Below are 23,752 nucleotides of genomic sequence, written 5' to 3'. Positions count from 1 at the left end.
CTGCCAGCGCCGATGGTACTGCACTCGACAGGGTGTGGGAGAGTAGGACACCGCCGGAACATCATTGCGAAAGGCCCCCAGCTGATGCTGGGGGCCTTTTCGCGTTATACGGTCGATTCGTCGACTTCCCTTGCGCTGGCCTGCGTCCGGACTACCGTGGATTCGTGGCCTCCACCAAGATCGGCAAGCATATCGACGCCCCGCGGTCGACCGTCTACCGTCTGTTGCTCGACGCCGAGGCGGTCGCAACCTGGATGGTCCCCACCGGTATGACCAGCGAGGTCCACGAATTCGAGCCGCGTGAGGGTGGTGCGTTCCGCATCTCCCTCACCCACGACGAACCCACCGACGCCGGCAAGACCACCGACCAGACCGATACCTTCAACGGCCGCTTCGTCACCTTGATACCGGATGAACAGGTCGTCGAGATCGTCGAATTCGAAACCGACGATCCGGCGGTTCGCGGCGAAATGACCATCACCCTCCGGCTCGCCGACGCCGCGGGCGGCGGCACCGATCTCATGGCCCTCCACGACGGCGTTCCCAGCGGTGTCTTGCCTGCCGACAATGAACTCGGTTGGCGCATATCCCTCGGCAAACTCGCCGCCCTCGCCGAAACCGGCACGGTTCCCGAGTAGATCCGGCGGACGCCGCGCGCGGAAACCTAGCGCACCGCGGCGTCGTGCTGCCCTTGGCGTCGCGGCCGGAGAGGATGCACAGTGGAGTGATGTCGCCGTTGGACGATCGGCACCCGTCCACGGTCTCGGACTGGAACGACGCGCGACGCAAGGCCCGGCTTCGGGAAGCCCGCCTCGGGCACGACTGGAAGACGTTGCGCCGCACCAGACTGACGCTGCTGCGGGTGGCCGCGTTGCTGATAGCCGGGCTGGTTGTATTCGCCCAGTACTGGGGAAACGACGTCGCGCCCGAGCGGGCCCGGCTGGCTCGCACCGCGCCGGCGGTACTGCCCATCTCGACCCCCGCCGACGAACAGAACTGGGATACCGTCGTGGTCGATCTGGTCGGTCTCGGTGGGCTGAATGCCAGTGACACCGCCGCCGCGCTGCCCTCGCTGAATCAGATGGGCGTGGTCTGGGCCATCGAATACGACAATCGCGGCATCGACACCAAGGTGATCGCCGACCTGATCACCCGCGCGGCCCTGATGTCGGGTCTGAAGAATGTGGTGCTGGTCGGGCACAGCATGGGCGGGGTGGTCGCTCTGGAGGTGGGCAGGCATATCCACACCGACAGCGATCGGCGGCTGGTGGCGGTGCTATTGGACTGCACCCCGATGGATCTGAACGCGGTCCGCCCGGAGAGCCGCGGCCGCGGCGAGGATATGGTGCGCTGGATGGGCTGGCTGCCCGGGGCACGGGAAAGTCGCACGCTGCGGTTCGCGGTCGAAACCTATGCTCGCCGAGATCAATTCGTCCACCGCGACCGATACGGCCTGCCGGGCGTCGGGTTGACGGAGTTGCGTGATGTGGTCGACGAGGTGTTGCAGGACAAGATCTTCTCCGCGGATGTGGCCAGCAACGGTCTGATCGAGGCACAGTTCCTGGCCATCGTCGCGGGCGGCGCGATCAACGATCTGCGCGCATTGTCACATTCGATCGACGGCAAACCGCGCCCGGCCATCGTGTACCTGCGTCCGCGCGATCCCACCGCCGACCGCGTGGTCGATGTGGAGTATTCGCATCAGGTACTGGTCGAGCGCGTGGGCGGGGTCGATGGCACGCTGCTGGTGGTCTTTCCGCGCAATACGGGTCACGCCAACCCCAGGCAGCGGCCCGGCGAATACAACCGGGTGATCTCCGAACAGGTGCTGCCGTTCGTGCAGCGGTATCAGGCGCAGGCTCGGGCCGCGACCAACTCGGCGGCGCCGCGGTGAGTTTCGGCGCCGTCGGGCGATCGGCAATCGGTCGCCGTGGCGCGGACGGCGATCGATCGGAGTGCCGGAGCCAGTTTCGCCGATATCGCGGCCATTCCGGCAGGGTTCGAATCAGACCAAACCAAACCGTATCCGTTCCGAAGCTGCCTTGCTTCAATTCCCCGCATGTATCGACCAAGCACGATGTTCACCGGCCTCCGTGGCCGCACCACTGCCGCCTTGCTCGCCGTGGCGACCGTTGTGAGCCTGGGGCTGACCGGTTGCGCGAGTGATGACAAACCGGTCGGTACCGGCACCGCCGACACGCCACTGCCGACCGAGATTCCGGCGGGCACCAAACTTGTTGTGGCCGACCAGCAGGAGCGATTGCAGTCCGCGCTGCGGGTATCCGGCGAATTGGACAAGCTGCCGTTCAAGGTCGAGTTCGCCAATTTCGTCGGCGGGCCCGCCATTCTCGAAGCGTTCCGGGCCGAAGCCGCCGATGTGGCCCCGGTCGGCGATGTCCCACCGATCCACGCCCTGGCGGCGGGACAGGACGTGCCGATCATCGCGGCCTACCAGACCGCCGCCGACGCGCTGAAACTCGCGGTCGCCCCAGGCCGTTCGATCACCCGGCTGGCGGATCTGAAAGGCAAGAAGATCGCCTACGCCGAGGGCACCGCCCAGCAGGCGGCGGTATTGCGCGCGCTGGGCAAGGCCGGATTGAAAACCGGTGATATGCAACTGATCCGGCTGCACCTCGCCGAGTTCCTGGACGCGGTACGGACCGGGCAGGTCGATGTCGCGCCGCTGATCGAGCCGAATGTCACCCGTCTGCTGCGCACCCCGGGCGCCTCGCTGATTCCGGATTCGGAGACCTCGGGCATCTACGGCGGCCTGGCCTACCTGTACGCCCGGCGCGTCGTGGTGCAGGACCCGGCACGGGCCGCCGCGGCACGGGCACTGGTGGCCGCCTATGTGCGCGCCTACCACTGGGTCAATACCCACCGGCAGGAGTGGGCGCAGAAGTACTACGTCGACAGCCAGAAGGTGAGCCCCGAAGACGCTAAGCGGATCGTGGATTCGCTCGGCACCTATACCTTCCCGCACCTGGATCAGGCGCTGATCGACAGCCAGCAGGCCACCATCGATGTCATCGACGCCGCCGGTGAGCTGCCGAAGAAGATCAAGGCCGCCAACGGTTTCGACCTGCGCTTCGACGCGGTTATCACCCAGACGGTGACCGAGGTCGGCGCCGCCTTCGAGCGAGGGAAGAACTGATGGCCATTCGCACCGCCGACGCCGGGGTATTCGGGAGATTGCCCCACATCGGACGCGCCGCGCCCGAACCCCTGTTGGCCCAGCGCAAACCGACCCGGCCCCGGCTCGGCCCCGGCCGTCCGATCCCATTCGGTATTGCCATCGGACCGGCGCTGCTGATCGCCGCATGGATCCTCGGATCCGCCACCGGCACACTCGATCCCGAGACGCTTCCCGCCCCGTGGACGGTCGCCGAGACCGCGGGCGATCTGATCGCGGACGGCAGATTGCAGTCGAATCTGCTCACCTCGGTCCAGCGCGCCGGTCTCGGACTGGGCATCGGCGTCGTCATCGGCCTGGTGCTCGCGCTGATCGCGGGGTTGAGCCGGATCGGTGAAGCCGTGGTGGACGGGCCGATTCAGATCAAGCGGGCGATTCCGACGCTCGCGTTGATTCCGCTGTTCATCGTGTGGTTCGGGATCGGCGAAGAGATGAAGCTCATTGTCATCACCACCAGCGTCGCCATTCCGATCTATATCAATACGCACGCACAGCTGCGCAGTGTGGACGCCCGCTACGTGGAACTCGCGCAAACCGTGGGGCTTTCGCGGTGGGCCTTCATCCGGCGGGTGGCGCTACCCGGTTCACTCCCCGGATTCTTCACCGGCCTGCGACTCGCGGTCACCATCGCGTGGCTGGCCTTGGTCGTGGTGGAGCAGGTCAACGCCACCAGCGGAATCGGATATCTGATGACGCAGGCCCGCACCTACGGCCAGATCGACGTCATCGTGGTCGGACTGGTGATCTACGGCCTGCTCGGGCTGCTCGGCGATATCGCCGTGCGGGCATTGGAGAGGAGGGCGCTGTCATGGCGGCAGACACTGGGGGACTGAAGGTTCCGCCGCCCGATGCCGGCGTGGTCCGGCTGCGCGGTCTCAGCCGCGGATTCGGTGAACGGGTGGTGTTACGCGGGATCGACATCGATATCGCCCGCGGCGAATTCGTCGCACTGCTGGGGCGCAGCGGTTCCGGCAAGAGCACCCTGCTGCGGGCACTGGCCGAACTCGACTACGACGTCCCCGGCTCGGGCGAGTTGAACGTGCCGACCGAACGGGCGGTGGTGTTCCAGGATTCGCGGCTGCTGCCCTGGCTGCGCGTACTGGATAACGTCACCCTCGGCCTGGGCGGCGCCGATGCCGCGCAGCGCGGCCGCACCGCGCTGGCCGAGGTCGGGCTGGCGGGGCGTGAACGGGCCTGGCCCAAGGAGCTTTCCGGTGGCGAACAGCAGCGCGTCGCGTTGGCCCGCTCCTTGGTGCGGGAACCGGAGCTGTTGCTTGCCGATGAACCGTTCGGCGCGCTGGATGCGTTGACCCGGATCAAAATGCATGCGCTGCTACAGGATCTGTGCGCCAGATATAAGCCCGCGGTACTGCTGGTCACCCACGATGTGGACGAGGCGGTGCTGCTGGCCGACCGGGTACTGGTCTTGGACGTGGGACGGATTGCCCTCGATCGGCGTATCGATCTGGAACGGCCACGCCGCCACGGCGATCCGGAATTCATCCGGCTGCGCGAGGTGCTGCTCGCCGGTCTCGGTGTCGACGCCACCCCCGCCCCATCGATCTCTCGCCAGGAAGCGAAACAAGCCTCATGACCGAGCCACGTCAGCTCAGCCTCAACGCATTCATCTATCCCTCCGGACACCACGAGGCGGCCTGGCGGCATCCGCAGAGCCAGCCCGACCGCATCTACGATATCCGCTACTACCAGGAGATCGGCCGCACCGCGGAGGCCGCCAAGCTGGACGCGGTGTTCTTCGCCGATGGTCCGGCATTGCGCACCAATATCAAGCACAATGCGGGCTCCGGGCTGGAGCCGATCACCCTACTCACCGCCATCGCCACCGCGACAACGCATCTCGGCCTGATCGCCACCGCCTCCACCACGTACTACGAGCCCTACAATCTGGCCCGGCTCTTCTCCACCCTGGACCACATCTCCGGCGGCCGCGCAGGCTGGAATATCGTCACCACCGGAACCGACCTCGCGGCCGCCAATTTCGGTCTGGACAAGCATCCCGACCACGCCGAACGCTACGCACGGGCCCGGGAATTCGTCGACGCGGTGGTCGCGCTGTGGGACAGCTGGGAGGACGACGCGATCCTGCTCGACAAGGAGTCGGGCGTCTACGCCGAGCCGGAGAAGATCCACCAGATCGACTTCATCGGCGAATATCTCCAGGTGCGTGGTCCTTTCAACGCACCGCGCACCCCGCAGGGGCATCCGGTGCTGGTGCAGGCGGGCGCCTCCAACGACGGCCGCGCCTTCGCCGGACGCTACGCCGAGGCGATCTTCACCGCGCACCAGCGTCTGGAGGACGCGCAGACCTTCTACGCCGATATCAAGGCGCAGGCCAAGGGATTCGGCCGGAATCCCGAACAGGTCAAGATTCTGCCGGGCATCAGCCCCTTCATCGCCGATACCGAAGCCGCGGCGAAGAAGCTGGAGCGTGAGTTCAACGAACTCACCGTCCCCGACTATGGACTCGTGCAGTTGGAGAATATCGCAGGCAAGAGCCTGCGGCACCTACCGCTCGACGAACCCATTCCGCTCGAATTGTTCAGCGGCGCGGGCGATGTCACCGACAACGGCCAGAGCCGCCTGCAGGTTGTCGCGGGAATCGTGCAGCGGGAACGTCCAACTCTGCGCGGTCTGTTGCATCGTCTCGCCGGGGCCCGCGGGCACCGGGTCTTCGCCGGAACCCCGGAGCAGGTCGCCGATACCATCGAGGAATGGTTCCGCAACGGTGCCGCCGACGGTTTCAACGTCATGCCGCCGTACTACCCGGGCGGACTCGAGGTCTTCGCCGAGACCGTGGTGCCGATCCTGCAGGAGCGCGGCCTGTTCCGCACCGAGTACACCGGCACCACCCTGCGCGACCACTTCGGCCTGCCCCGCCCGGAGAGCCGCTATGCTCGTCGTCCGGCGTTGGCCGGGTGAGCGGCGAAAGTTGCTGTCCGACTAGGGCGATGGCCACTGTGGTAGCGGCGGCACGGTGAGCGGCGGAATGGTCGAAGCCGATGCCGCTGCCGGACAATCGGTACCGCTGCGAAGCTTGGCGTGGTCGATGTTCGTCCCGATGGCGGTGTATAGCATCGGGTTCGGGGCGGCCGCGCCGATGTATGTGCTGCGGGCGCTGGAACTCGGGGTATCCGCTGGTCCGGCGGGCGTGATCGTCGCGCTGACCGGTTTGGGGATGGTGCTGGCCGATCTGCCCGCGGGGCGGATCGTGGAGCGGATCGGCGAGCGCGGGGCGATCGCGGTGGGATCCGCGGTCGGCATGATGGGTGTCGTCGCCGCGATCTTTGCGCCGAATATCGGTGTGCTGGCGGCGGGCATGCTGCTCATCGGTGCGTCAGGGGCGGTGTGGGGGCTGGCGCGACAGTCCTACCTGGTCGCCGTCGTACCGCCGGGCGATCGCGGGCGGGCGATGTCGCTGCTGGCGGGTGCGTCGCGATTCGGGCTCTTCTGCGGACCGTTTCTCGGCGCTGTCCCGGTGCACGTCATGGGGCCGGACGGCGCGCTGTGGTTGCAACTCGGCGCGACCGGGCTCTCTGCGGCGGCAATGCTGTCGATCCGCGCGATCGATGGTGAGTATTCCGCGTCCGACACCCAGCCCCTGCACACGGTGGTGCTGGAGAATCGGCGGCTGCTCGGCACATGGGGCTCGGCGGCGCTTGTGGTGGGCGCCGCGCGGTCGGCGCGGCTCGCGCTGCTTCCGCTCTGGGCCGCGCACGTCGGCGTCAGCGCGGCGACGACCAGCCTGATCTTCGGTGTCGCCGGTGCGATGGATGTCCTGATGTCCTATCCGGCCGGGGTCTGGCTGGACCGCTACGGACGCCGCGCCACCGGCGTCCCCGCCATGGTCCTGTTCGCCGTCGGCTACGCCATCCTGCCGCTGACTTCCTCCGCCCTTGCCGTCGCCGCGTCGGCCGCCGTCCTCGGTGTGGCGAACGGTCTCAGTAACGGCCTGATCATGACCGTCGGCGCCGACGTCGCACCGGACGGCCGCCGCGCCGAGTTCCTCGGCGCCTGGCGCCTGACCCACGACCTCGGCTCCTTCGTCGGCCCCACCGCCGTCGGCGTCATGAGCGCCGTCGCGGTCCTGGGCGCCTCGGCCGTCACCCTCTCCCTGACCTCGGTCCTGGGCGCGGCGGCAATGCAGCGCTGGTTCCCCGGAGTTCCCGAGCCACCGAAATCCGCGAGGGTCTAGCGTCGTCCCGCGTGGACCGTGGGTGGCGCCACATGTGTTGTCTCGCCGCTGCCCGCCCCGAGCCGTGGCGGTCCGACCGACAGCCATGCCGAGCACCGCAGCACAGAAATCCACCGCCGTCGTGCTCGTAGAGCGCGCCGCGGACGTCGTCGAAACGGTTGTGCTGTCGGAGTTCCTCGGCTGACGGACTCGCCGAGCCGTGGCTGATCGGTCCGCGCCGCACTGCCTTCGGTTCGATCGGCCGCCACTGTGGGTCGCTCGCAGCCGACCTGCCCCGCACCGCCGCGAGGTCTGAAGCCGATCGACAAACGCGCGGACGCGCATCTCTCTAGCTAATCGCACAAGGCCTAGCTCAGTCAATAGCGTTGCCACGATCAAATGTAGCAACTATGCTACGTAGTATCACGACCTCGACGGGGAGGATCAAGTGGCGACATCGCTGGTTGTATTCATGTGCGCCGGATTGGCGCTCGGCTGGGGGAATGCTCGGTTCACTCGGGCGGCGGCTGCACGAATCGCTGATTCGGCGGCCGCGGGCGCGGGACGTCTTGCGCTCCTTTCGGCCACGAGATTGTTCGTCCTGACGGCTTTTTCGATTGCGGTGGCCTCTTTCGTGCGGCCGGGCGGAATCGGAATCTTCTTCGGGCTGGCGTTATTTCAAGCCGCTGCGCTGCTCTGGGTCGCGCGGCCGATGGTGGGGAGACGGACATGACGGCGATCAAGGTCGGTGAACACGAAACCGCGCGGTGGCTCGGGATGGAGTTCAACGTCGACACGATTCTGTCGACGACGGTCGCGGCGGCGATCGTGCTCGGTATGGCGTTCTATCTACGGGCGACGGTGACCTCCGGTGTGCCGAACGGGGTTCAGCTCTTCTTCGAGACCGTGACGGTGCAGCTGCGGGGGCAGGTGGAGAACGCCATCGGGATGCGGATCGCGCCGTTCGTGCTGCCGCTCGCGGTCACGCTGTTCACCTTCATCCTGCTGTCGAACTGGCTGGCGGTGCTGCCGACGCGATACGGCGAGGGCGAGCTGCTCCATCCGCCGGCGGCGGACGTCAACTTCGTCTACGCCCTCGCGGCATTCGTCTTCGTCGCCTACCAGGTGGCCGGTGCGATGCGGCGCGGACCGCTCACCCACCTGAAGCAGCTGCTGAAGGGTCACACGGGTTGGGGCCCAATGGTATTCATCAACATCATCGAGGAGATCGCCAAGCCGCTGTCGCTGTCGCTGCGGCTGTTCGGGAATATGTTCGCCGGTGGCGTCATGCTTTCGGTGATCACGCTCCTCCCGGCCTGGATCAGCTGGGGACCCAATGCGGTCTGGAAACTGCTCGACCTGTTCGTCGGGCTCATCCAGGCGTTCATCTTCTCGCTGCTGACCATCCTCTATTTCGGCCAGTCGATGGCGCGCGACAGCGACCACTGATCGGCCGCCGAAGACCTACCTGTTCCACGACGAAGGGAAGTGAAGAAAATGTCGGACATCACCAACACGGGAATCATCCAGGCGGCGGCGCTGATCGGTGGTGGATTCATCATGCTCGGCGGCGCGATAGGCGCGGGCTTCGGCAATGGAATGGCAGGCTCCGCGCTGATCAACGGTGTAGCCCGGCAACCGGAGTCGGAAGGCCGGCTGCGCGGCAACTACCTGATGGCGGTCGGCCTGATCGACGCGGTGTACTTCATCAACCTCGCGTTCATGGCGCTGTTCGTTTTCGCGACACCCGGTAAGTAGTGTGCGATGTCGACGAGAAATACTGCCGGGGAGAACTTCCTGCTCCCCAACGGTACGTTCTTCGCCGAGCTGCTGATCTTCCTGACTGTGCTCGGTGTCATCTGGCGTTGTGTCGTTCCGCCGATCCAGCGGGTGCTGGCGGAACGCGAAGCGCGTGTCGCCAAGACCGCGGCTGATCAGCACGCGGCGAGGCAGGCGCGCGCGGAGGCCGAGGCCGCCTACCGGTCGGCGCTCGCGGATGCGCGTATGACGGCTACCGGCATCCGGAATCGGGCGCGCGAGCAGGGCCGTTCGATCGTCGAGCAGCGGCGGCACGCGGCGCAGGAGGAATCCGATGCGCTGGTGACGCGGTCGGTCGCCGAGTTGCGGGCGGATGCGGATCGGGTGGCTGCCGACCTCCGGCAGAGCGTCGACCCGCTCGCGCAGACGCTCGCCGTTCGGGTGCTCGGCACCGAAAATGCCCGGGCGGGAGGGAGATAGGCGCATGTTCCACATTGCCTGGGACTGGCCGGTCTTTCTCGGCCAGCTGTTCGGTTTCGTGATCCTCGTATACGTCCTGGCCAGATGGGTGGCGCCGCGAGTTCGTATGGCAATGGTCAAGACACAGAACAGTATTCGCATGCAGCTGGAGGAGAGCGAACGCGCAGCCGTCCAGGTCGTCGCAGCCGCCGAAGCGCACGAAGCGGCGCTCGCTCAGGCGGGTCTCGCGGCGGCGCAGCTCGAAAAGGACGCACACGCCGCCGCGGAACGGATTCTTGCGGATATGCGGGAGGAAGCCGAGGCGGCGGCCGTGCGCACGAGGCGGCACGGCCGGGCGCGGATCGAGCAGGTGCGCAGGGAGTTGGTCCGGGAGTTGCGGACGGGATTCCATGCCGCCGTCTTGGAACGGACCGAGCACATGGTGCGGCAGCGGCTCGGGTCGGCGCAGGCCGAGTCGGACGGTGTCGACCGGTTCCTCGACGAACTCGAGGCCATGGCGTGAACACTCCGGCTCGTGCCGCCGACCGGGACTCCGTTCTCGATCAGGGCGCCCGAGTCCGAGTCCGAGGATCGTCACCACCGTGCTCGGCGGCCGCCGAATGACGTAGTCGTTCGTAAGTCGCTGTCCGCGAGGCTGACACGCGGTCGGCGGGCGTCGCGCCCTCCAAGTGTCAGCCGATCCCTACGCGGCGGGTTCGTCAGGTTCTTCGGCCGAGGTGGGCGAGCAGGCGCGAGCCCGGTGGCGGGCACGGTCCGGTCGTCCATCGTGATCGCGCGTGTTCGTTGTCCGGTCCAGTCGGCGAGTAACCGGTGGGCGTGCGGTCGGTGTGGTCGACGCGGATTCAGCGCAGCCGGGTTCCGAGCAGGTGACGCACCCCGGCGACGAACAGTTGCAGCCCGAAGTCGAATCGTGCGGTGGCGTCCGGGGTGTCCTCCAGTGGTGACGCGTCCTCCGGCAGCGCGCCGACGGAATCCATCTGCATGCGGGACTGTTCGTCCACGGTCTGGCCGAGCACGTAGTACAGCAGGGTGAAGGCCGCCAGTTCGGCCTCCGGCCGCGGCATGCCCGCGCGAATGGCGGCACTCACCATGCGTTCGCGGCCCTTGCTCGTGGTGAGCCGCGACGCGTATGTCGCCGACACCAATTCGGCTCCGTCACGGTAGGCGAGCAGGCAGTTGCGCAGGCGGTGCGCCAGTTCGGTGATCTGATCCGACCATTCGGTGGTATCGACCGGATCGTCCATCGGCGCGAGGATGCGGTCGGCGACCGCGCCCAGCAGCGCCTGCTTATTGGGGAAATGCCAGTACAGTGCGCCCGGCTGGACTTGCAGCGAGCCGGCCAGCCGCCGCATCGTCAGATCGGCGAGTCCGTACTGATCGAGTATGGCGATGGCGCCGTCGACCACGTCCGCCCTGTGCAGCTGCACCCGAATTCCTTCCCCGTCGTGCTTTGACTCACTGTCTACCGTTACCCTAGCCTGAACACCGTTCAAGTTGCACGGCCACCTCGGCCGGACGAAGGGATTCGTGCAGTGACCCAGGCACCCGCCACTACCGACATTCTGGCTATTGCCCGCGAGCAGGTGCTCGAGCGCGGCGAAGGCCTGAACCAGGAACAGACCCTGGATGTTCTCCGGCTCGGCGACGATCGGCTGGAGGAACTCCTCGCGCTGGCGCACGAGGTGCGCATGAAGTGGTGCGGCCCCGAGGTCGAGGTCGAGGGCATCATCTCGCTCAAGACCGGCGGCTGCCCTGAGGACTGTCACTTCTGCTCGCAGTCCGGCCTGTTCCAGTCCCCGGTGCGCGCCGCCTGGCTGGATATCCCCAGCCTGGTCGAGGCCGCCAAGCAGACCGCCAAGACCGGTGCCACCGAATTCTGCATTGTTGCCGCGGTCCGTGGACCGGACGAGCGGCTGATGGCCCAGGTCGCCGCGGGCGTCGAGGCGATCCGCAACGAGGTCGACATCCAGGTCGCCTGCTCGCTCGGCATGCTCAACCAGGAACAGGTCGATCAGCTCGCCGCCATGGGCGTGCACCGCTACAACCACAACCTGGAGACCTCCAAGTCGTACTTCCCGAATGTGGTCACCACGCACACCTGGGAGGAGCGCTGGGACACCCTGCGCATGGTGCGCGAGGCGGGTATGGAGGTCTGCTGCGGCGGCATCCTCGGCATGGGCGAAACCCTGGAGCAGCGTGCGGAATTCGCCGCCAACCTGGCCGCGCTGGAACCGGACGAAGTTCCGCTGAACTTCCTCAACCCGCGCCCGGGCACCCCCTTCGGCGACCTCGAGGTGCTCCCCGCCGCGGACGCGCTGCGCGCCGTCGCCGCGTTCCGGCTCGCGCTGCCGCGCACCATTCTGCGTTTCGCGGGCGGTCGTGAGATCACTCTCGGCGATCTCGGCGCCAAACAGGGCATTCTCGGCGGCATCAACGCCGTCATCGTCGGCAACTACCTGACCACCCTCGGCCGCCCCGCCGAAGCGGACCTGGATCTGCTCGGCGAGCTGAAGATGCCGATCAAGGCGCTAAACGAAACGCTCTGAGCCGCGACCATGGGTACTGTCATGGATATGGACGAGCGCTACAACCCGTTCACCGGCAAGCGGATCGTGCCCGGGCTCGATGACGCGGTTCCCGCCGCGGCGGCACTGGGCCTGGAGCCGCCGCGCTTCTGCGAGCAGTGCGGCCGCCGCATGATCGTGCAGGTGAGTCCCGACGGCTGGTGGGCCAAGTGCTCCCGGCACGGCGTGATCGACTCGGCCAGTCTGGAACGTCGCTAGTGGTGGCGGCGGACGGCGGTGCGGACACGGGTGGCATGCGGCGCGAGTTGGCGGCGGGACTGCTGACCGTCGGCGCGGTGGTCGCGTTCAGCCTCATCGGCGGAGTGGTGTGGGGTTGCCTGGCGCCGACCGAGCAACTGCTGGTCACCCAACCGGGACGCGGCGCCGCGCTCACCGGGGAGAGCGCGCATCAGTTCGACGCGCTGGCGATCTTCGTCTGCATCGGCGCGGTGGTCGGGCTGCTCTCGGCGGTCGGCGCCTGGCGACTGCGGGCGGCGCGCGGCCCGATCCTCCAGGTCGGGCTGTTGATCGGGTCGGTGGCCGGGGCATTCGGCATGCAAGCCTTCGGCGAGGCCGTGGCCGCGTGGCAGCATCCGCGAGCCGATGATCCGCCGGTCGGGCAGATCATCGCGCTGGCGCCGGAGGTGGGCAGTTCGCTCGCACTCATCGTGCAGCCGCTGATCGCCTCACTCGTACTGCTGTTCCTGGCCGCATTGAGTCCGTCGGAGGATCTCGGCACCGGATTCAGCGGGCCGTTCGGGTCGAACCGGCCGTTCGAGCAGTATGTGCCGGATATCGCCGAGAAGGCCGAGCCCGCGGGTCCCGCTATCCCGTACGGCGTCGCCACCAACGGTGCGGGTGGGGCCTACGGTGGATACGGTCCGGCCGACGGCGCGAGTTCGGTGCCGGAGTCTCGCACCGCACGCTGATACGGTGTCCGAACCGTTGCTCACCGGACGGCACGGACATACCACGATGACCTAAAATCGCGGTATACGCTGTGCTTTCGGGGAGGAACCGGTCATGGCTTTCATCGGTAGCGGTCCGGTAGTCGAGGAGCTCGACGCCAAATTCTGGCGGCTGACCGAGCCGCTGATCTATCAGGGTGATGCGGACGAATTCACCGTGCCCGCGGGCTTTCGCACCGACTTCGCTTCGGTGCCACGGGCGCTCGTCTGGCTGGTTCCGCGCTACGGCGCTTATACCCGCGCCGCCATCCTGCACGACTATCTGCTGAAGTCGAAAGCGGTGAGCCCCGCCGATGCGGATGGCCTGTTCCGGCGCTGCCTGCGGGAGTTCGGTGTTTCGGTCCCGCGCCGCTGGATGATGTGGGCCGCAGTGCGTTCGGCGAACCGGCTACACGGCGCGACCCCGGGCGACATCGCCCGCTACCTCCTCATCGCCGTGCCCTCGATCGTCTTCCTCGCCATCCCCGTGGTGGTGGTCAGCGTCTTTCTCTGGCTGTTCTGGTTGGTGGAGTTGGGATTCTGGGCCGTCTCCCGGCTGCGCAATCGCACGGCTGCCCCGCCGCCCGAGCCGCAGATGAAAACCGCCTGAGCGATCGCCGCCCGGTACGGAAAGATCCGGTCCGGACACTCATCTGGCCGTCCTGACCAGCACTTTCGCCGAATTCGGTAGACCGCCGTCATTTCTGCTGCCCTAATCTCGGTGCGGGCCGGGGTCGCTCCCGCCGGGGAAATGTGCAGGAGGGCAGATGGATTCGAGTCGAGCGGACCCGCGGTGGCAACCGTCGCCGCGGGCGATGTTCTCGAGGCAGTTCGCGGCACTGTTCGAGGCGGCGGGGAATCCGACCTTGCGGCGGGTGGCCGCGGCGGCGGATGCGCGGATGCGTGGGGCGCGGGCGGCGGGACAGAAGAGCGGGGTGCCGGTCCAGCGGATCAGCGATTGGAAGGCGGGGCGCAATGTGCCCGCGCGATTCGAATCGCTACTACCGGTACTGCTGACACTCATCGACGAAGCACGCAAGTCCAGCAGGCCTGTGCCGCCCGCGCTGCTGGATGTGCAGGAGTGGAAGCGGTTGTGGACGGCCTCGAATGAATGGGATCCGGAGTCGGAGACCTTTGAATGCCCCTATCTGGGCCTGACCTCGTATCGGCGTCGGGATGCGGAGCTGTTCTTCGGTCGCACCAGACCGAGCGCCGAATTCGCCGAATTGGTCCGCACCACCGTGGGATCCGGCGGCGAGGGCGGCATTGTCATGCTGCTCGGTGCGTCCGGGGCGGGCAAATCATCATTGCTGGAGGCGGGATTGCTGCCCGCGCTGGCAGACCCGGTGGGGGAGTGGGCGATTGCCACGCTGACTCCCGGCGCGGCGCCGGTGCGCGCACTGTTGGACGCGGTCGGATCGGAGGGGAGCGACCGCGTTGTGGACGGGCCGTCGGTGGTGGAATCGGGGTCTGTCGTGCCGAGGGTTCCGGTGGAGCCCGATGCGGATCGGGTGGCCACTGGCACGGCGGCTGTCGGCTGTGCGTCCGGCATGGGTGTATCGGGGGATTCCAGGGTGATGGGGCTCGATGAGCGCCGGGTGGCGTCCGACGCTGCGGTGGTGGGTTCGGGGTCTGGCGCGAATGTGCAGGGGGAATCCGATGGGGAGGGCCTCGATGAGCGTCCGGTTGCGTCTCAAGACGTCGCGGTGATGGGTTCGAGGTCCGGCGGTGGTGTCGTGGCCGGGGATTCGGGCGCGGCGCGGTCCGATGAGCACGGGGTGGTGGCCGAGGTGGTGGTGGTGGGTTCGGGGGTCGATGTTGCGGCTGTGTCGGGAGATCCCGATTCGGTGCGACTCACCGAGCGTCCGGTGGTGTCGGACGTCGTGGCTGATGCGGTGGGGACAGCATCGACTGCGTCGGGTATCCGGCATCCTGTGCAGGGTGCGGCCGATCCGAATTCCGAGAACGCAGGGGGTTCTTCGGAATCGGTGGAGTCACTGGCTGCGGCCCTGGCGGCGTGGGGGCCGGATCGCCGCCGCCTCATTATCGTCGATCAGTTCGAGGAGCTGTTCACGCTGTGCCACGACGAGCACCAGCGCGAGACCTTCCTCGCCGCACTCGAACATATCGCCATCCGCGGTGAACGCGAGCCCGCCGCCGTGGTGATCGCGGTGCGCGCCGATTTCTATGCCCGGTGCGTGGATGTGCCGGTGCTGGAGGACGCGCTGAAGCACCGCAGCTACCTCCTGGGGCCGATGCGATTGGACGAGCTGGCCGAGGCCATCAGCCGCCCGGCCGAATTGGCGGGCTACAAACTGGAATCCGGGCTCGAAGAACTGATCATCAGCGAGCTGTGCGGGTTGGGTGGACGGGGGCAGCGGCACGGATACGACCCGGGCGCACTGCCTTTGATGTCGCATGTGATGGCTGCCGTGTGGCAGCGCCGTGACGGCATGCGGTTGACCATCGAGGGGTACCGGCAGGCGGGAGGCGTTGTCGGTTCGGTCGCCGCGACCGCGGAGAAGGCCTGGGGCGAACTCTCGGAGTTCCAGCGGGCGATCGGCAAGCAGGTATTGCTCGAACTCGTCGCGGTCGGCGATGATTCGCGCGATACCCGCCGCAAGGTGGCCCGTGCCGACCTGGTCCGGCAGACCGTCGAGGCCGCGGAAGCGGCACTGGAGGTGCTGGCCCGCACCCGGCTCATCACCCTGGACGCCGAATTCACCTACCTGACCCATGAAATCGTGCTCGACGCCTGGCCACGGCTGCGCGGCTGGATCGATGAGGACCGGGTCGGGTATCTGGAACGGCAACGGCTGCAGGTGGATGCGTCGGAGTGGGTCACCAACGGCCGCGATCCCTCGATGCTGTATCGGGGTGCCCGGCTCACCACCATGCAGGAGCACGCGCAGCACGGCACCGTGGGGGCGGTCGCCGGGGAATTCCTGAGTGCGGCCCGCGCGGCGCGGCGGCGAGCTGAGCGGCGATCCTCGCTGACGAAGGCCGCGCTGGCTCTGCTCGGCGTGGTGGCGCTGGTGTTGGCGGGGGTCGCGTTCGTGCAGAGTGGCACCGCGAAACAGCAGCGCGACAATGCGATTTTCGCCGCGGTGCTCGCGGAATCGGACCGGCTGGAGAGCATTGATCCGTCACTGTCGGCGCAGTTGGCGCTGGTGGCCGATCGGATTCGGCCTGGCGATCCCGAAGTCGATGTGCGCCTGGCCAATACCCAGAACATGGCGTTGGCCAGCCTGCTGAAGGGACACCAAGGATTCGTCTATGACGTGGACCTTCGCCCGGATGGACGGCTCGCCGCCTCGGCCGGTGCGGACAACACGGTGCGGCTCTGGGATTTGTCGGACCGACAAAATCCGGCTGCGCTGGGTGCGCCGCTCACCGGGCACTCGGACTTCGTCGCGGATGTCGAATTCAGTCCGGATGGAACGCTTCTCGCTTCTGCGGGGGCAGAGGACACCGTGCGGCTGTGGGATGTACGAGATCCTGCGCACGCGCGCCCGATCGGCGCTCCCTTGCCGATCGGTTACCCCACCATGGTGGCATTCGGGTCCGACGGCACGACGCTCGCGACCTCGGGCGCCGATGACGGAATCACATTCTGGGACATCGCCGATCCGTCCCGTCCGACGGTGATCGGCACTCCTGTCGCGTTGCCACGCGGCGATGACTTCGTCTTCGGCGCCGCGCTCAGCCGGGACCTGCGGACCGTAGTCGTGATCAGCGACAAGGGCACAACCCTGTGGCGTGTGACCGACCCTCGCGTCGCTGCGGTGCCGATCGGCCGGTTGAGCGATGACGCGGTCTCGGCGGTATTCGCCGCCGACGGGACGACTGTCGCGGTGGCTGCCCAGGATGCGATTCACCTCTGGGATATCCGTGATCCGGCCGGTCCGCGGCTTGTCGGCAAGCCTCTGGACTACGGCGACAAGGTCCACGGGGCGGCATTGGCGTTCAGTGCCGACGGCCGAATTCTGGCGGCCGAGTCCGACCGCGGCACGGTAGCGCTGTGGAACATTGCGGATCCGGAGAACCCGGTGTCGCATGGCAAACTCGCGGGTAGTGCCGGTGCGATCAGCGGTATCGACTTCACCAGCGACAGGCACACGGCGCTGACGGGTGGCCAGGATGGCACGGTGCGCGTGTGGTCGCTGCCCGCCACGGGCATTCTCGATCCTGCTCGTTGGCGTGCCGCAGCAACGATCGACGCCACGGGCGAGGTGATGGCCACCGTGACCGACAGCGCCATTGAGGTCTGGCAGGTCGGCGATGGGCGGGCCATACGCCGACTGGGCCGGATACCGTTCGCCCCGGCGATGGCCACCCATCCGGCGATGAGCCCGGACGGCCGTATGCTGCTGCTCGACGGGGACGACCAGCGGATACGTATATTCGATATCTCGGATCCAACCGCGATTCGGGAGTCGGCGCAACTACCGCGGGACCGGGCGGGACTGCTGAGCGCGGCCGCCTTCAGCCCGGACTCGAAATACCTGGTTACCGGTGGGATTCGGCCGGCGACGGGCGCCGAAACTCGTCAAGGCGACGTCGTTCAGCTCTGGGACGTCGTGGACCCGGCGCATCCGCGCCCGCTCGGCCCGGCATTGTCGAAGAGCAGCGATATGGTGTCGGGCGTCGCATTCAGCCCGGACGGCACACTGCTGGCGATCGGGCGACTTGATGAATCGGTGATGTTGTGGGATATCTCCGATCCAGCGGCCCCGAAGCGGCGCGGGCAAGTCCCGTTCCCACCAACGGGATCCTGGACCGGAGTCGCTTGGTCTCCGCGGAACGACATATTCGTCACGACATCTGACGATCAGAACATTCGGGTGTGGAACACCGCGAATCCGGATCAGCCGGTCCAGGTCGGCGATCCCTTGACCGGACACACGTCGTTCATCGCCTCGATGTCCTTCAGTGCCGATGGTCGGCTGTTGGCCACCGCGGGCCGGGATGGCGTGCGGCTCTGGAACTTCTCCGACCGCGACGCCCCCACCCCGATCCGGCACCCGGTGGCGGCCTATCCGGGTGCCAAGTACCCGTTAGCCGCCACCTTTCGCCCCGACGGCAAATATCTGTTCGGCATCGGTGCGGGCGGCGAGGGGCAACTGTGGAACCTCGACCCGAAACCGGCGGTCGACCGGATCTGCGCCTTCACTCGCACAGTGCTGACCCCGCAGGCATGGAGAGACCATCTGCCGGAGCTCGCCTACGCCCCGCCCTGTGCGTAGCCGCGAAAATCAGTGGAACCGGGCCGCCCGTGCTCGGTACCGTTGCGGCACTGACCGAATCGATACGGAGGGGAGGCGTCGGTGATGAATGCCAGCATTCGGACCGTGCTCGAGCCGAGCACGGCCGACGAAACCGCCAACGAGCGACCGGATTTGACCGCGTGGCGGCGGCGTCATGCGCTACGGCGCAGCAGTGCCGCACAGCCTGTCCGCAGCAAGCGGCAGTACCGGCGCGGGAGTAAGCACCGCAAGCAGGTACCGGACTCGTGATCCGCGGCTGACCACTCTTCCGGGTTCGACAGATCCCGCGGGTGTCCGGTCCGGATGGCTGCCGGTATCCCGGTGTTCGTTGGCGGATGACATTCCAAGCGTTCGGATAGCTCGGTCGATCGAGCGCCGCAACGCGGAAACCATCCGACCCATTAGGGGAACTGTCATGGCGCTGAAGACATTGGCGGCCGCAACAGCACTGATCACAGGGATTCTGATAGGAGCTCCCGCCGCAGCGGCGCAGACTCTGCCGAGCGGGGCCGGATCTCCGGTGGAGACCGCCCTTCCGTGCATCTGGGCGGTATGCATTCTGGCCTGAACCGAATAATCCGGCCGCCCCGATCACTACGGTGATCGGGGCCGCCGTCGTGTCGGGGTTGCGACACCTACCCGCGAGGCACTGTTCGCGCAACAGTTCGTGGCCAGGAGGGGCGTCGAAGGCCGATGTCTACATCCGCATGCGCATACAGATGTCCGGTCCGGACAGATCTGAGTGTGCCGGATGTCCGGTCCGGGGTTTTCCGATACCGGTATCCACCTGTGCTTTTCGTCGATATCGACGCAATCGCGGTGTTCGTGGGCGGAGGGCATTTCTAGCGTTCGAATGGCTCGATCGATCGAGCATCGCAACGCGGAGACCTTCCGACGCACGAGGGGGATTGTCATGACGCTGAAGGCATTTACGGCCGGAATCACACTATTCGCAGGGATCCTGCTGGGAGCTCCCGCCGTGGCGGCACCGCCCCCGGTGGGTGCGAGCGCAGCTCAGGTGCAGACCGCAGTTCCGTGCCTGTGGCCGGTGTGCATCCTGTCCTGATCCCGGACCGACGTTCGAAAAGCCCGGTGGCCCCGATCATTGCGGTGATCGGGGCCACCGCCGGTCGGACGGAATACCCGGCAGTCTCCGGACCGGACAGCGGATCCGGCTTCCGTACCAGCGGATTCGACGAATCCGCAGAATCGGCGACGGCCGCCCTGTCCTAATCTCGGTGGGGACCGGGGGTGTCGCTCCCGCTATCGGAATGCGCAGGAGGACAGATGGATTCGAGTCAGCCCGAGCCACGGTGGCGGCCCTCGCCGAGAACGCTGTTCGCACAGCGGTTCGCGGAGCTCTTCGAGGCGGCGGGGAATCCGACGCTGCGTCGGGTGGCCGCGGCGGCGGAGGCTCGGATGCGGGCGGCCAAGGCGCCCGGGCAGAAGGCGGGTGCGTCCATACAACGCATTAGCGATTGGAAGGCGGGACGGAATGTGCCTGCCCGCTTCGAATCCTTTCTGCCGGTATTGCTGACATTGATCGATGAGGCGCGCAAGTCGAGCACGTCGGTGCGGCCCGCGTTGCTGGATGTGCAGGAGTGGCAGCGGCTCTGGACGGCGTCGAACGAATGGGATCCGGAGTCCGGGGATGTGGAGAGTCCATATCTCGGCCTGTCTTCCTACGACCGGCAGGATGCGGAGCTGTTCTTCGGCCGCACCCGGCCGACCGCCGAGCTCGCCGAATTGGTGCGCGCCACAGTCGGTTCCGAAGGGCACGGTGGCATCGTGATGCTGGTCGGCGCCTCGGGCGCGGGCAAGTCCTCCTTGCTGGAGGCGGGTTTGATATCCGAGCTGGCCGATCCGATAGGGGAATGCGCAATTTCGGCGTTGACGCCGGGTGCGGATCCGGTTCGTGCGCTGCTCGCGGCGATCGGCGAGCGCGGCACGGAGCCTGATCCCGGTACGGAAGTCGAGCCAACGGCCGAAACCGAATTGTTGAAGAGCGAGCCGCGCGAGCACTCGATGGAGCGAGTGCGCGCTGCGCTCGCCGAGTGGGGCATGGGTCGCCGTCGTCTGCTGATCGTCGATCAATTCGAGGAATTGTTCACGCTGTGCCGCGACGAACGGCATCGCGAGGTATTCCTCGCGGCCTTGGAACACATCGCGATTCGCGGTGAACGCGAGCCCGCCGCCGTGGTGATCGCCGTTCGCGCCGACTTCTACGCCACCTGTTTGGACGTCCCGTTGCTCGAGGACGCCATCAAGCACCGCTGCTATGTGCTCGGTCCGATGCGCCTGGACGAGTTGGCTGAAGCGATCTCGCGCCCGGCCGAATTGGCCGGGTACAAACTCGAACCTGGGCTGGAAGAGCTGGTCATCAGCGAACTGTGCGGGCTCGGCGGACGCGGGCGGCGACACGGCTACGACCCGGGTGCGCTGCCGTTGGTCTCGCATGTCATGGCGGCGGTCTGGCAGCGCCGCGATGGAATGCGTTTGACCATCGACGGTTACCGGCAGGCCGGTGGTGTTCTCGGTTCGGTCGCCGCCACCGCCGAACAGGCGTGGAACGAACTGACCGAGTTCGAACAGTCGGTCGGCAAGCAGGTGGTGCTCGGTCTGGTCACGGTCGGCGAGGACTCCCGCGACACCCGCCGCAAGATCGCCCGCGATGAACTGATGAACCAGACCGTGCAGGCCGCCGAGGCCGCGCTGGAAGCGCTGGCCCGTCGTCGGCTGATCACCCTGGACTCGGATTCGGCATACCTGACCCACGAAATCGTCCTGGACGCCTGGCCCCGGCTGCGTGGCTGGATCGATGAGGATCGGGTCGGGTATCTGGAACGGCAACGGCTGCAAGCGGATGCGTCGGAGTGGGCCGCGAACGGTCGCGATCCCTCGATGCTGTATCGCGGTGCGCGCCTGACCACCATGCAGGAGCATGCGGAACACGGGAGCATCGGCCCGGTCGCCGGTGAGTTCCTGAGCGCGGCCCACGCGGCGCGGCGGCGAACCGATCGGCGGTCGTCGGTGACGAAGGCGGCCCTGGCCCTGCTCGGGGTGGTCGTACTGGTGCTGGCCGGGGTGGCGTTCGTGCAGAGCGGTACCGCGAAACAGCAGCGCGACAACGCGATATTCCAGGCGCTACTGGCCGAGTCGGACCGCCTGGAGGCCACCGATCCGTCGCTGTCGGCACAGCTGGTGGCTGTCGCCGAGCAACTGCGGCCCGGTGATCCGGAGGTGCGAGCGCGTCTGGTGAACACCCAGACCATGCCGCTGGCGCGTCCGCTGCCGGGGGCGGCCGGTTACGTCCGGAGTGTGGCGGTCTCGCCGGATGGACGATTGGTCGCGGCCGGTGGCGGTGATTCCATTCGGCTCTGGGATATTTCCGACCGACGGCAACCGACAGCGGTCAGTGCGCCGCTGACCGGACATGACGACTTCATCGGGATGGTGGCGTTCAATCCGGCGGGGACGATCCTGGCCTCCGCGGCCGCGGACGATACCGTCCGCCTGTGGGACGTGCGAGATCGAGCGAATCCGCGACAGATCGGGGCGCCGATCCCCATCGGGTATCCGAGCTTTGTCGCGTTCGGTCGTGACGGGAAGACAGTGGCGACCACGCACTCCGATTTCACGATTGCATTGTGGGATATCGGTGATCCGGCGCATCCGCGGTTGATGGGTAGCCCGGTTCCCAAATCGAACGGTCTTGTCAACGGACTTGCGATCAGTCCTGACCTGCGCCTGGCCATGGTCGTCGAATCCGATGGTCCGGCGCGGCTGTGGCGTATCGCCGATGCGCTCGCACCGGCCACTCCGGTCGCGGACCTACCCGGCACCGCGACCTCGGCCGTGTTCAGTGCGGATGGCACCCGGATCGCGGTGGCATCGAGCAACGGCGACATCCAGTTCTGGGACGTGCGAGATCCCGCGACGCCCAGGGCATTGGCTACGATGCCGAAAGCCGGTTCGGCGGTGGTGAATGCGGAGCTCGCGTTCAGTCCGGACGGCCGGTTCTTCGCCGTACAGTCCGGCGAATTGCAGACTTCGGTGTGGGACCTCGCCGATCCCGCGAAACCGGTATCGGCCGGTCGGCCGCTGGCCGGGCCCAAGGGATGGATTTCGGCGCTGGCCTTCGTCCCGGACGGGCACACCCTGCTGACCGGCGGCCAAGACGGGACCGTTCGCCTGTGGTCGATGCCGCAGAATGGGACTTTCGGTGAATCGGATCGAATCGGTTGGCCGGTGGTGAATGCGAGTGGTGAGTTGGCGGTTGCCACCGATGCGTATGCCGGCAACGGCACCATCGAGATATGGCGGATCGACAACGGACGTGCCCTGCGGTCGCCCGGTCGGCTGGAATCGCCGGGCCAGCTGATCGCGATGAGCCCGGATGGACACCTGCTGCTGGTTCGCGATGAGCGCCTCTCGGGGATGATGCTGTACGACATTTCCGATCCGGCCGCGGCAAAGTTGCTCGTATCGCTGCCCGGAAGCGAGGTCGGATTGGTGACCGCTGCCGCATTCAGTTCGGACGGTCGCCGTCTGATCACCGGAGAGATCGTCGGCGACTCGGGTCTGGATGTGGTTCGAGCCTGGGATATCTCCGACCCGAGCCGTCCGCACACCGTTGGCGGGCCGTTGTCGACCGCTGATGACTACATCTTCGACATCGCCTTCAGCCTGGACGACACAATGCTCGCCATTGCCCGGATGTACGAGTCGGTCACCCTGTGGAACATGTCCGATCCGGTTGTGCCGACGCGACTGGCCGCGATCGGGGTGGGTCAGGCGGAATCGGGCATCACCATGGCATTCAGCCCGGATGGGCGCACCCTCGTCAGTGCGAGCGACGATCAGTCCATCCGCGTCTGGGATATCGGTGACCCCGCCCGGCCCACGCCGATCGGTACGCCGCTCATCGGCCATACCGCCCGGGTCGCATCGCTGGCGTTCGACTCGGATGGGCGGCAACTGGTGTCCAGCGGTGCCGATACCACCGTGCGCCTCTGGGATTTTTCCGACCGCGCGCGACCTGCGTCTATCCGGCATCCCGCGATCACGTCGGGGCGATCGATGGTTCGGTGGGCGGCCTTCTCCCGAGACGGCAGGCACCTCATCGAGTTCGGTGCCGGTGGTGCGACGCTGTGGAATCTCGATCCCCGGCATGAAGTCACCCGCATTTGTGATGCAGCGGGATCGATATTGGATCGACAGGTTTGGGCCGACCACCTGTCCGGAGTGTCGTATCGACCTGTCTGCGAGTAGGACGCCCGCGTCGGCGGATGCCCGGATCGCTCCGGACCGGACATCGGATCCGGCTCCGCTACCAGCGGATTCGCCGGATT

General features: G+C 67.0%; 20 protein-coding genes. 19 read left to right on the top strand and 1 reads right to left on the bottom strand.

What is annotated here, in order from left to right; all coding sequences use genetic code 11:
* Positions 1-164 precede the first annotated feature (164 nt).
* From AB0H61_RS18790 to AB0H61_RS18735, 12 genes are all read left to right on the top strand, one after another.
* A complete protein-coding gene (locus AB0H61_RS18790; RefSeq protein ID WP_357305854.1) occupies positions 165-638 on the top strand; it encodes an SRPBCC family protein in 474 nt (157 codons plus the stop codon).
* A gap of 89 nt (positions 639-727) precedes the next feature.
* The gene (locus AB0H61_RS18785) at positions 728-1,894 is read left to right on the top strand and encodes an alpha/beta hydrolase (RefSeq protein ID WP_357305851.1); all 1,167 of its coding nucleotides are present in this window, start codon (positions 728-730) and stop codon (positions 1,892-1,894) included.
* Between the two features lie 165 nt (positions 1,895-2,059).
* Positions 2,060-3,154, top strand: coding sequence for an ABC transporter substrate-binding protein (locus AB0H61_RS18780; RefSeq protein ID WP_357305849.1), 1,095 nt, complete (start codon positions 2,060-2,062; stop codon positions 3,152-3,154).
* Positions 3,154-4,026, top strand: coding sequence for an ABC transporter permease (locus tag AB0H61_RS18775; RefSeq protein WP_357305846.1), 873 nt, complete (start codon positions 3,154-3,156; stop codon positions 4,024-4,026). Before AB0H61_RS18780 ends, AB0H61_RS18775 begins: the two co-directional genes overlap by 1 nt.
* Positions 4,002-4,787 carry an ABC transporter ATP-binding protein gene (locus AB0H61_RS18770; RefSeq protein WP_357305843.1) on the top strand — a complete coding sequence of 262 codons (786 nt, stop codon included), beginning with the start codon at positions 4,002-4,004 and terminating at the stop codon, positions 4,785-4,787. Before AB0H61_RS18775 ends, AB0H61_RS18770 begins: the two co-directional genes overlap by 25 nt.
* Positions 4,784-6,133, top strand: a complete 1,350-nt coding sequence (locus tag AB0H61_RS18765) for an LLM class flavin-dependent oxidoreductase (protein ID WP_357305840.1) — start codon at positions 4,784-4,786, stop codon at positions 6,131-6,133. Before AB0H61_RS18770 ends, AB0H61_RS18765 begins: the two co-directional genes overlap by 4 nt.
* Before the next feature lie 139 nt (positions 6,134-6,272).
* Positions 6,273-7,406 carry an MFS transporter gene (locus tag AB0H61_RS18760; protein ID WP_357305837.1) on the top strand — a complete coding sequence of 378 codons (1,134 nt, stop codon included), beginning with the start codon at positions 6,273-6,275 and terminating at the stop codon, positions 7,404-7,406.
* 427 nt (positions 7,407-7,833) lie between these two features.
* Positions 7,834-8,118 (top strand): hypothetical protein, encoded by a 285-nt coding sequence (locus AB0H61_RS18755; RefSeq protein ID WP_357305834.1) that lies wholly within the window; start codon positions 7,834-7,836, stop codon positions 8,116-8,118.
* Positions 8,115-8,834, top strand: a complete 720-nt coding sequence (atpB, locus tag AB0H61_RS18750) for a F0F1 ATP synthase subunit A (RefSeq protein ID WP_357305831.1) — start codon at positions 8,115-8,117, stop codon at positions 8,832-8,834. The genes AB0H61_RS18755 and atpB overlap by 4 nt, the downstream gene beginning before the upstream one ends.
* A gap of 48 nt (positions 8,835-8,882) precedes the next feature.
* On the top strand, positions 8,883-9,143 hold the full coding sequence (gene atpE / locus AB0H61_RS18745) for an ATP synthase F0 subunit C (RefSeq protein WP_357305901.1): 261 nt from the start codon (positions 8,883-8,885) through the stop codon (positions 9,141-9,143).
* Between the two features lie 6 nt (positions 9,144-9,149).
* Positions 9,150-9,623 (top strand): F0F1 ATP synthase subunit B, encoded by a 474-nt coding sequence (locus tag AB0H61_RS18740; protein ID WP_357305828.1) that lies wholly within the window; start codon positions 9,150-9,152, stop codon positions 9,621-9,623.
* 4 nt (positions 9,624-9,627) lie between these two features.
* Positions 9,628-10,125: a hypothetical protein gene (locus tag AB0H61_RS18735; RefSeq protein WP_357305825.1), complete on the top strand. Its 498-nt coding sequence runs from the start codon at positions 9,628-9,630 to the stop codon at positions 10,123-10,125.
* Between the two features lie 340 nt (positions 10,126-10,465).
* Here the strand turns inward: AB0H61_RS18735 and AB0H61_RS18730 are convergent, their stop codons facing one another.
* Positions 10,466-11,050: a TetR/AcrR family transcriptional regulator C-terminal domain-containing protein gene (locus AB0H61_RS18730; RefSeq protein WP_357305822.1), complete on the bottom strand. Its 585-nt coding sequence runs from the start codon at positions 11,048-11,050 to the stop codon at positions 10,466-10,468.
* 105 nt (positions 11,051-11,155) lie between these two features.
* Here AB0H61_RS18730 and bioB point away from each other — a divergent pair, with 105 nt between their 5' ends.
* The 7 genes from bioB (at position 11,156) to AB0H61_RS18695 (ending at position 23,672) form a co-directional block, all read left to right on the top strand.
* A complete protein-coding gene (gene bioB, locus AB0H61_RS18725; protein ID WP_357305819.1) occupies positions 11,156-12,169 on the top strand; it encodes a biotin synthase BioB in 1,014 nt (337 codons plus the stop codon).
* 9 nt (positions 12,170-12,178) lie between these two features.
* Positions 12,179-12,406, top strand: coding sequence for a hypothetical protein (locus AB0H61_RS18720; protein ID WP_357305816.1), 228 nt, complete (start codon positions 12,179-12,181; stop codon positions 12,404-12,406).
* 35 nt (positions 12,407-12,441) lie between these two features.
* Entirely contained in the window at positions 12,442-13,116 is a 675-nt protein-coding gene (locus AB0H61_RS18715) for a DUF2567 domain-containing protein (protein ID WP_357305813.1), read from the top strand.
* Positions 13,117-13,210: 94 nt separating this feature from the next.
* Entirely contained in the window at positions 13,211-13,744 is a 534-nt protein-coding gene (locus tag AB0H61_RS18710) for a DUF1353 domain-containing protein (protein ID WP_357305809.1), read from the top strand.
* A gap of 157 nt (positions 13,745-13,901) precedes the next feature.
* Complete coding sequence (locus AB0H61_RS18705; RefSeq protein WP_357305806.1) at positions 13,902-18,380, top strand: hypothetical protein; 4,479 nt, start codon at positions 13,902-13,904, stop codon at positions 18,378-18,380.
* An 84-nt stretch (positions 18,381-18,464) separates the two neighbouring features.
* On the top strand, positions 18,465-18,650 hold the full coding sequence (locus AB0H61_RS18700) for a hypothetical protein (protein ID WP_357305803.1): 186 nt from the start codon (positions 18,465-18,467) through the stop codon (positions 18,648-18,650).
* Positions 18,651-19,688: 1,038 nt separating this feature from the next.
* Positions 19,689-23,672, top strand: coding sequence for a hypothetical protein (locus AB0H61_RS18695; RefSeq protein WP_357305800.1), 3,984 nt, complete (start codon positions 19,689-19,691; stop codon positions 23,670-23,672).
* Positions 23,673-23,752 lie beyond the last annotated feature (80 nt).

Origin of the sequence: Nocardia sp. NPDC050710, from assembly GCF_040654375.1 — a bacterium.
Taxonomy (GTDB): domain Bacteria; phylum Actinomycetota; class Actinomycetes; order Mycobacteriales; family Mycobacteriaceae; genus Nocardia.
This window is presented reverse-complemented; position numbering and strand designations above follow the sequence as displayed.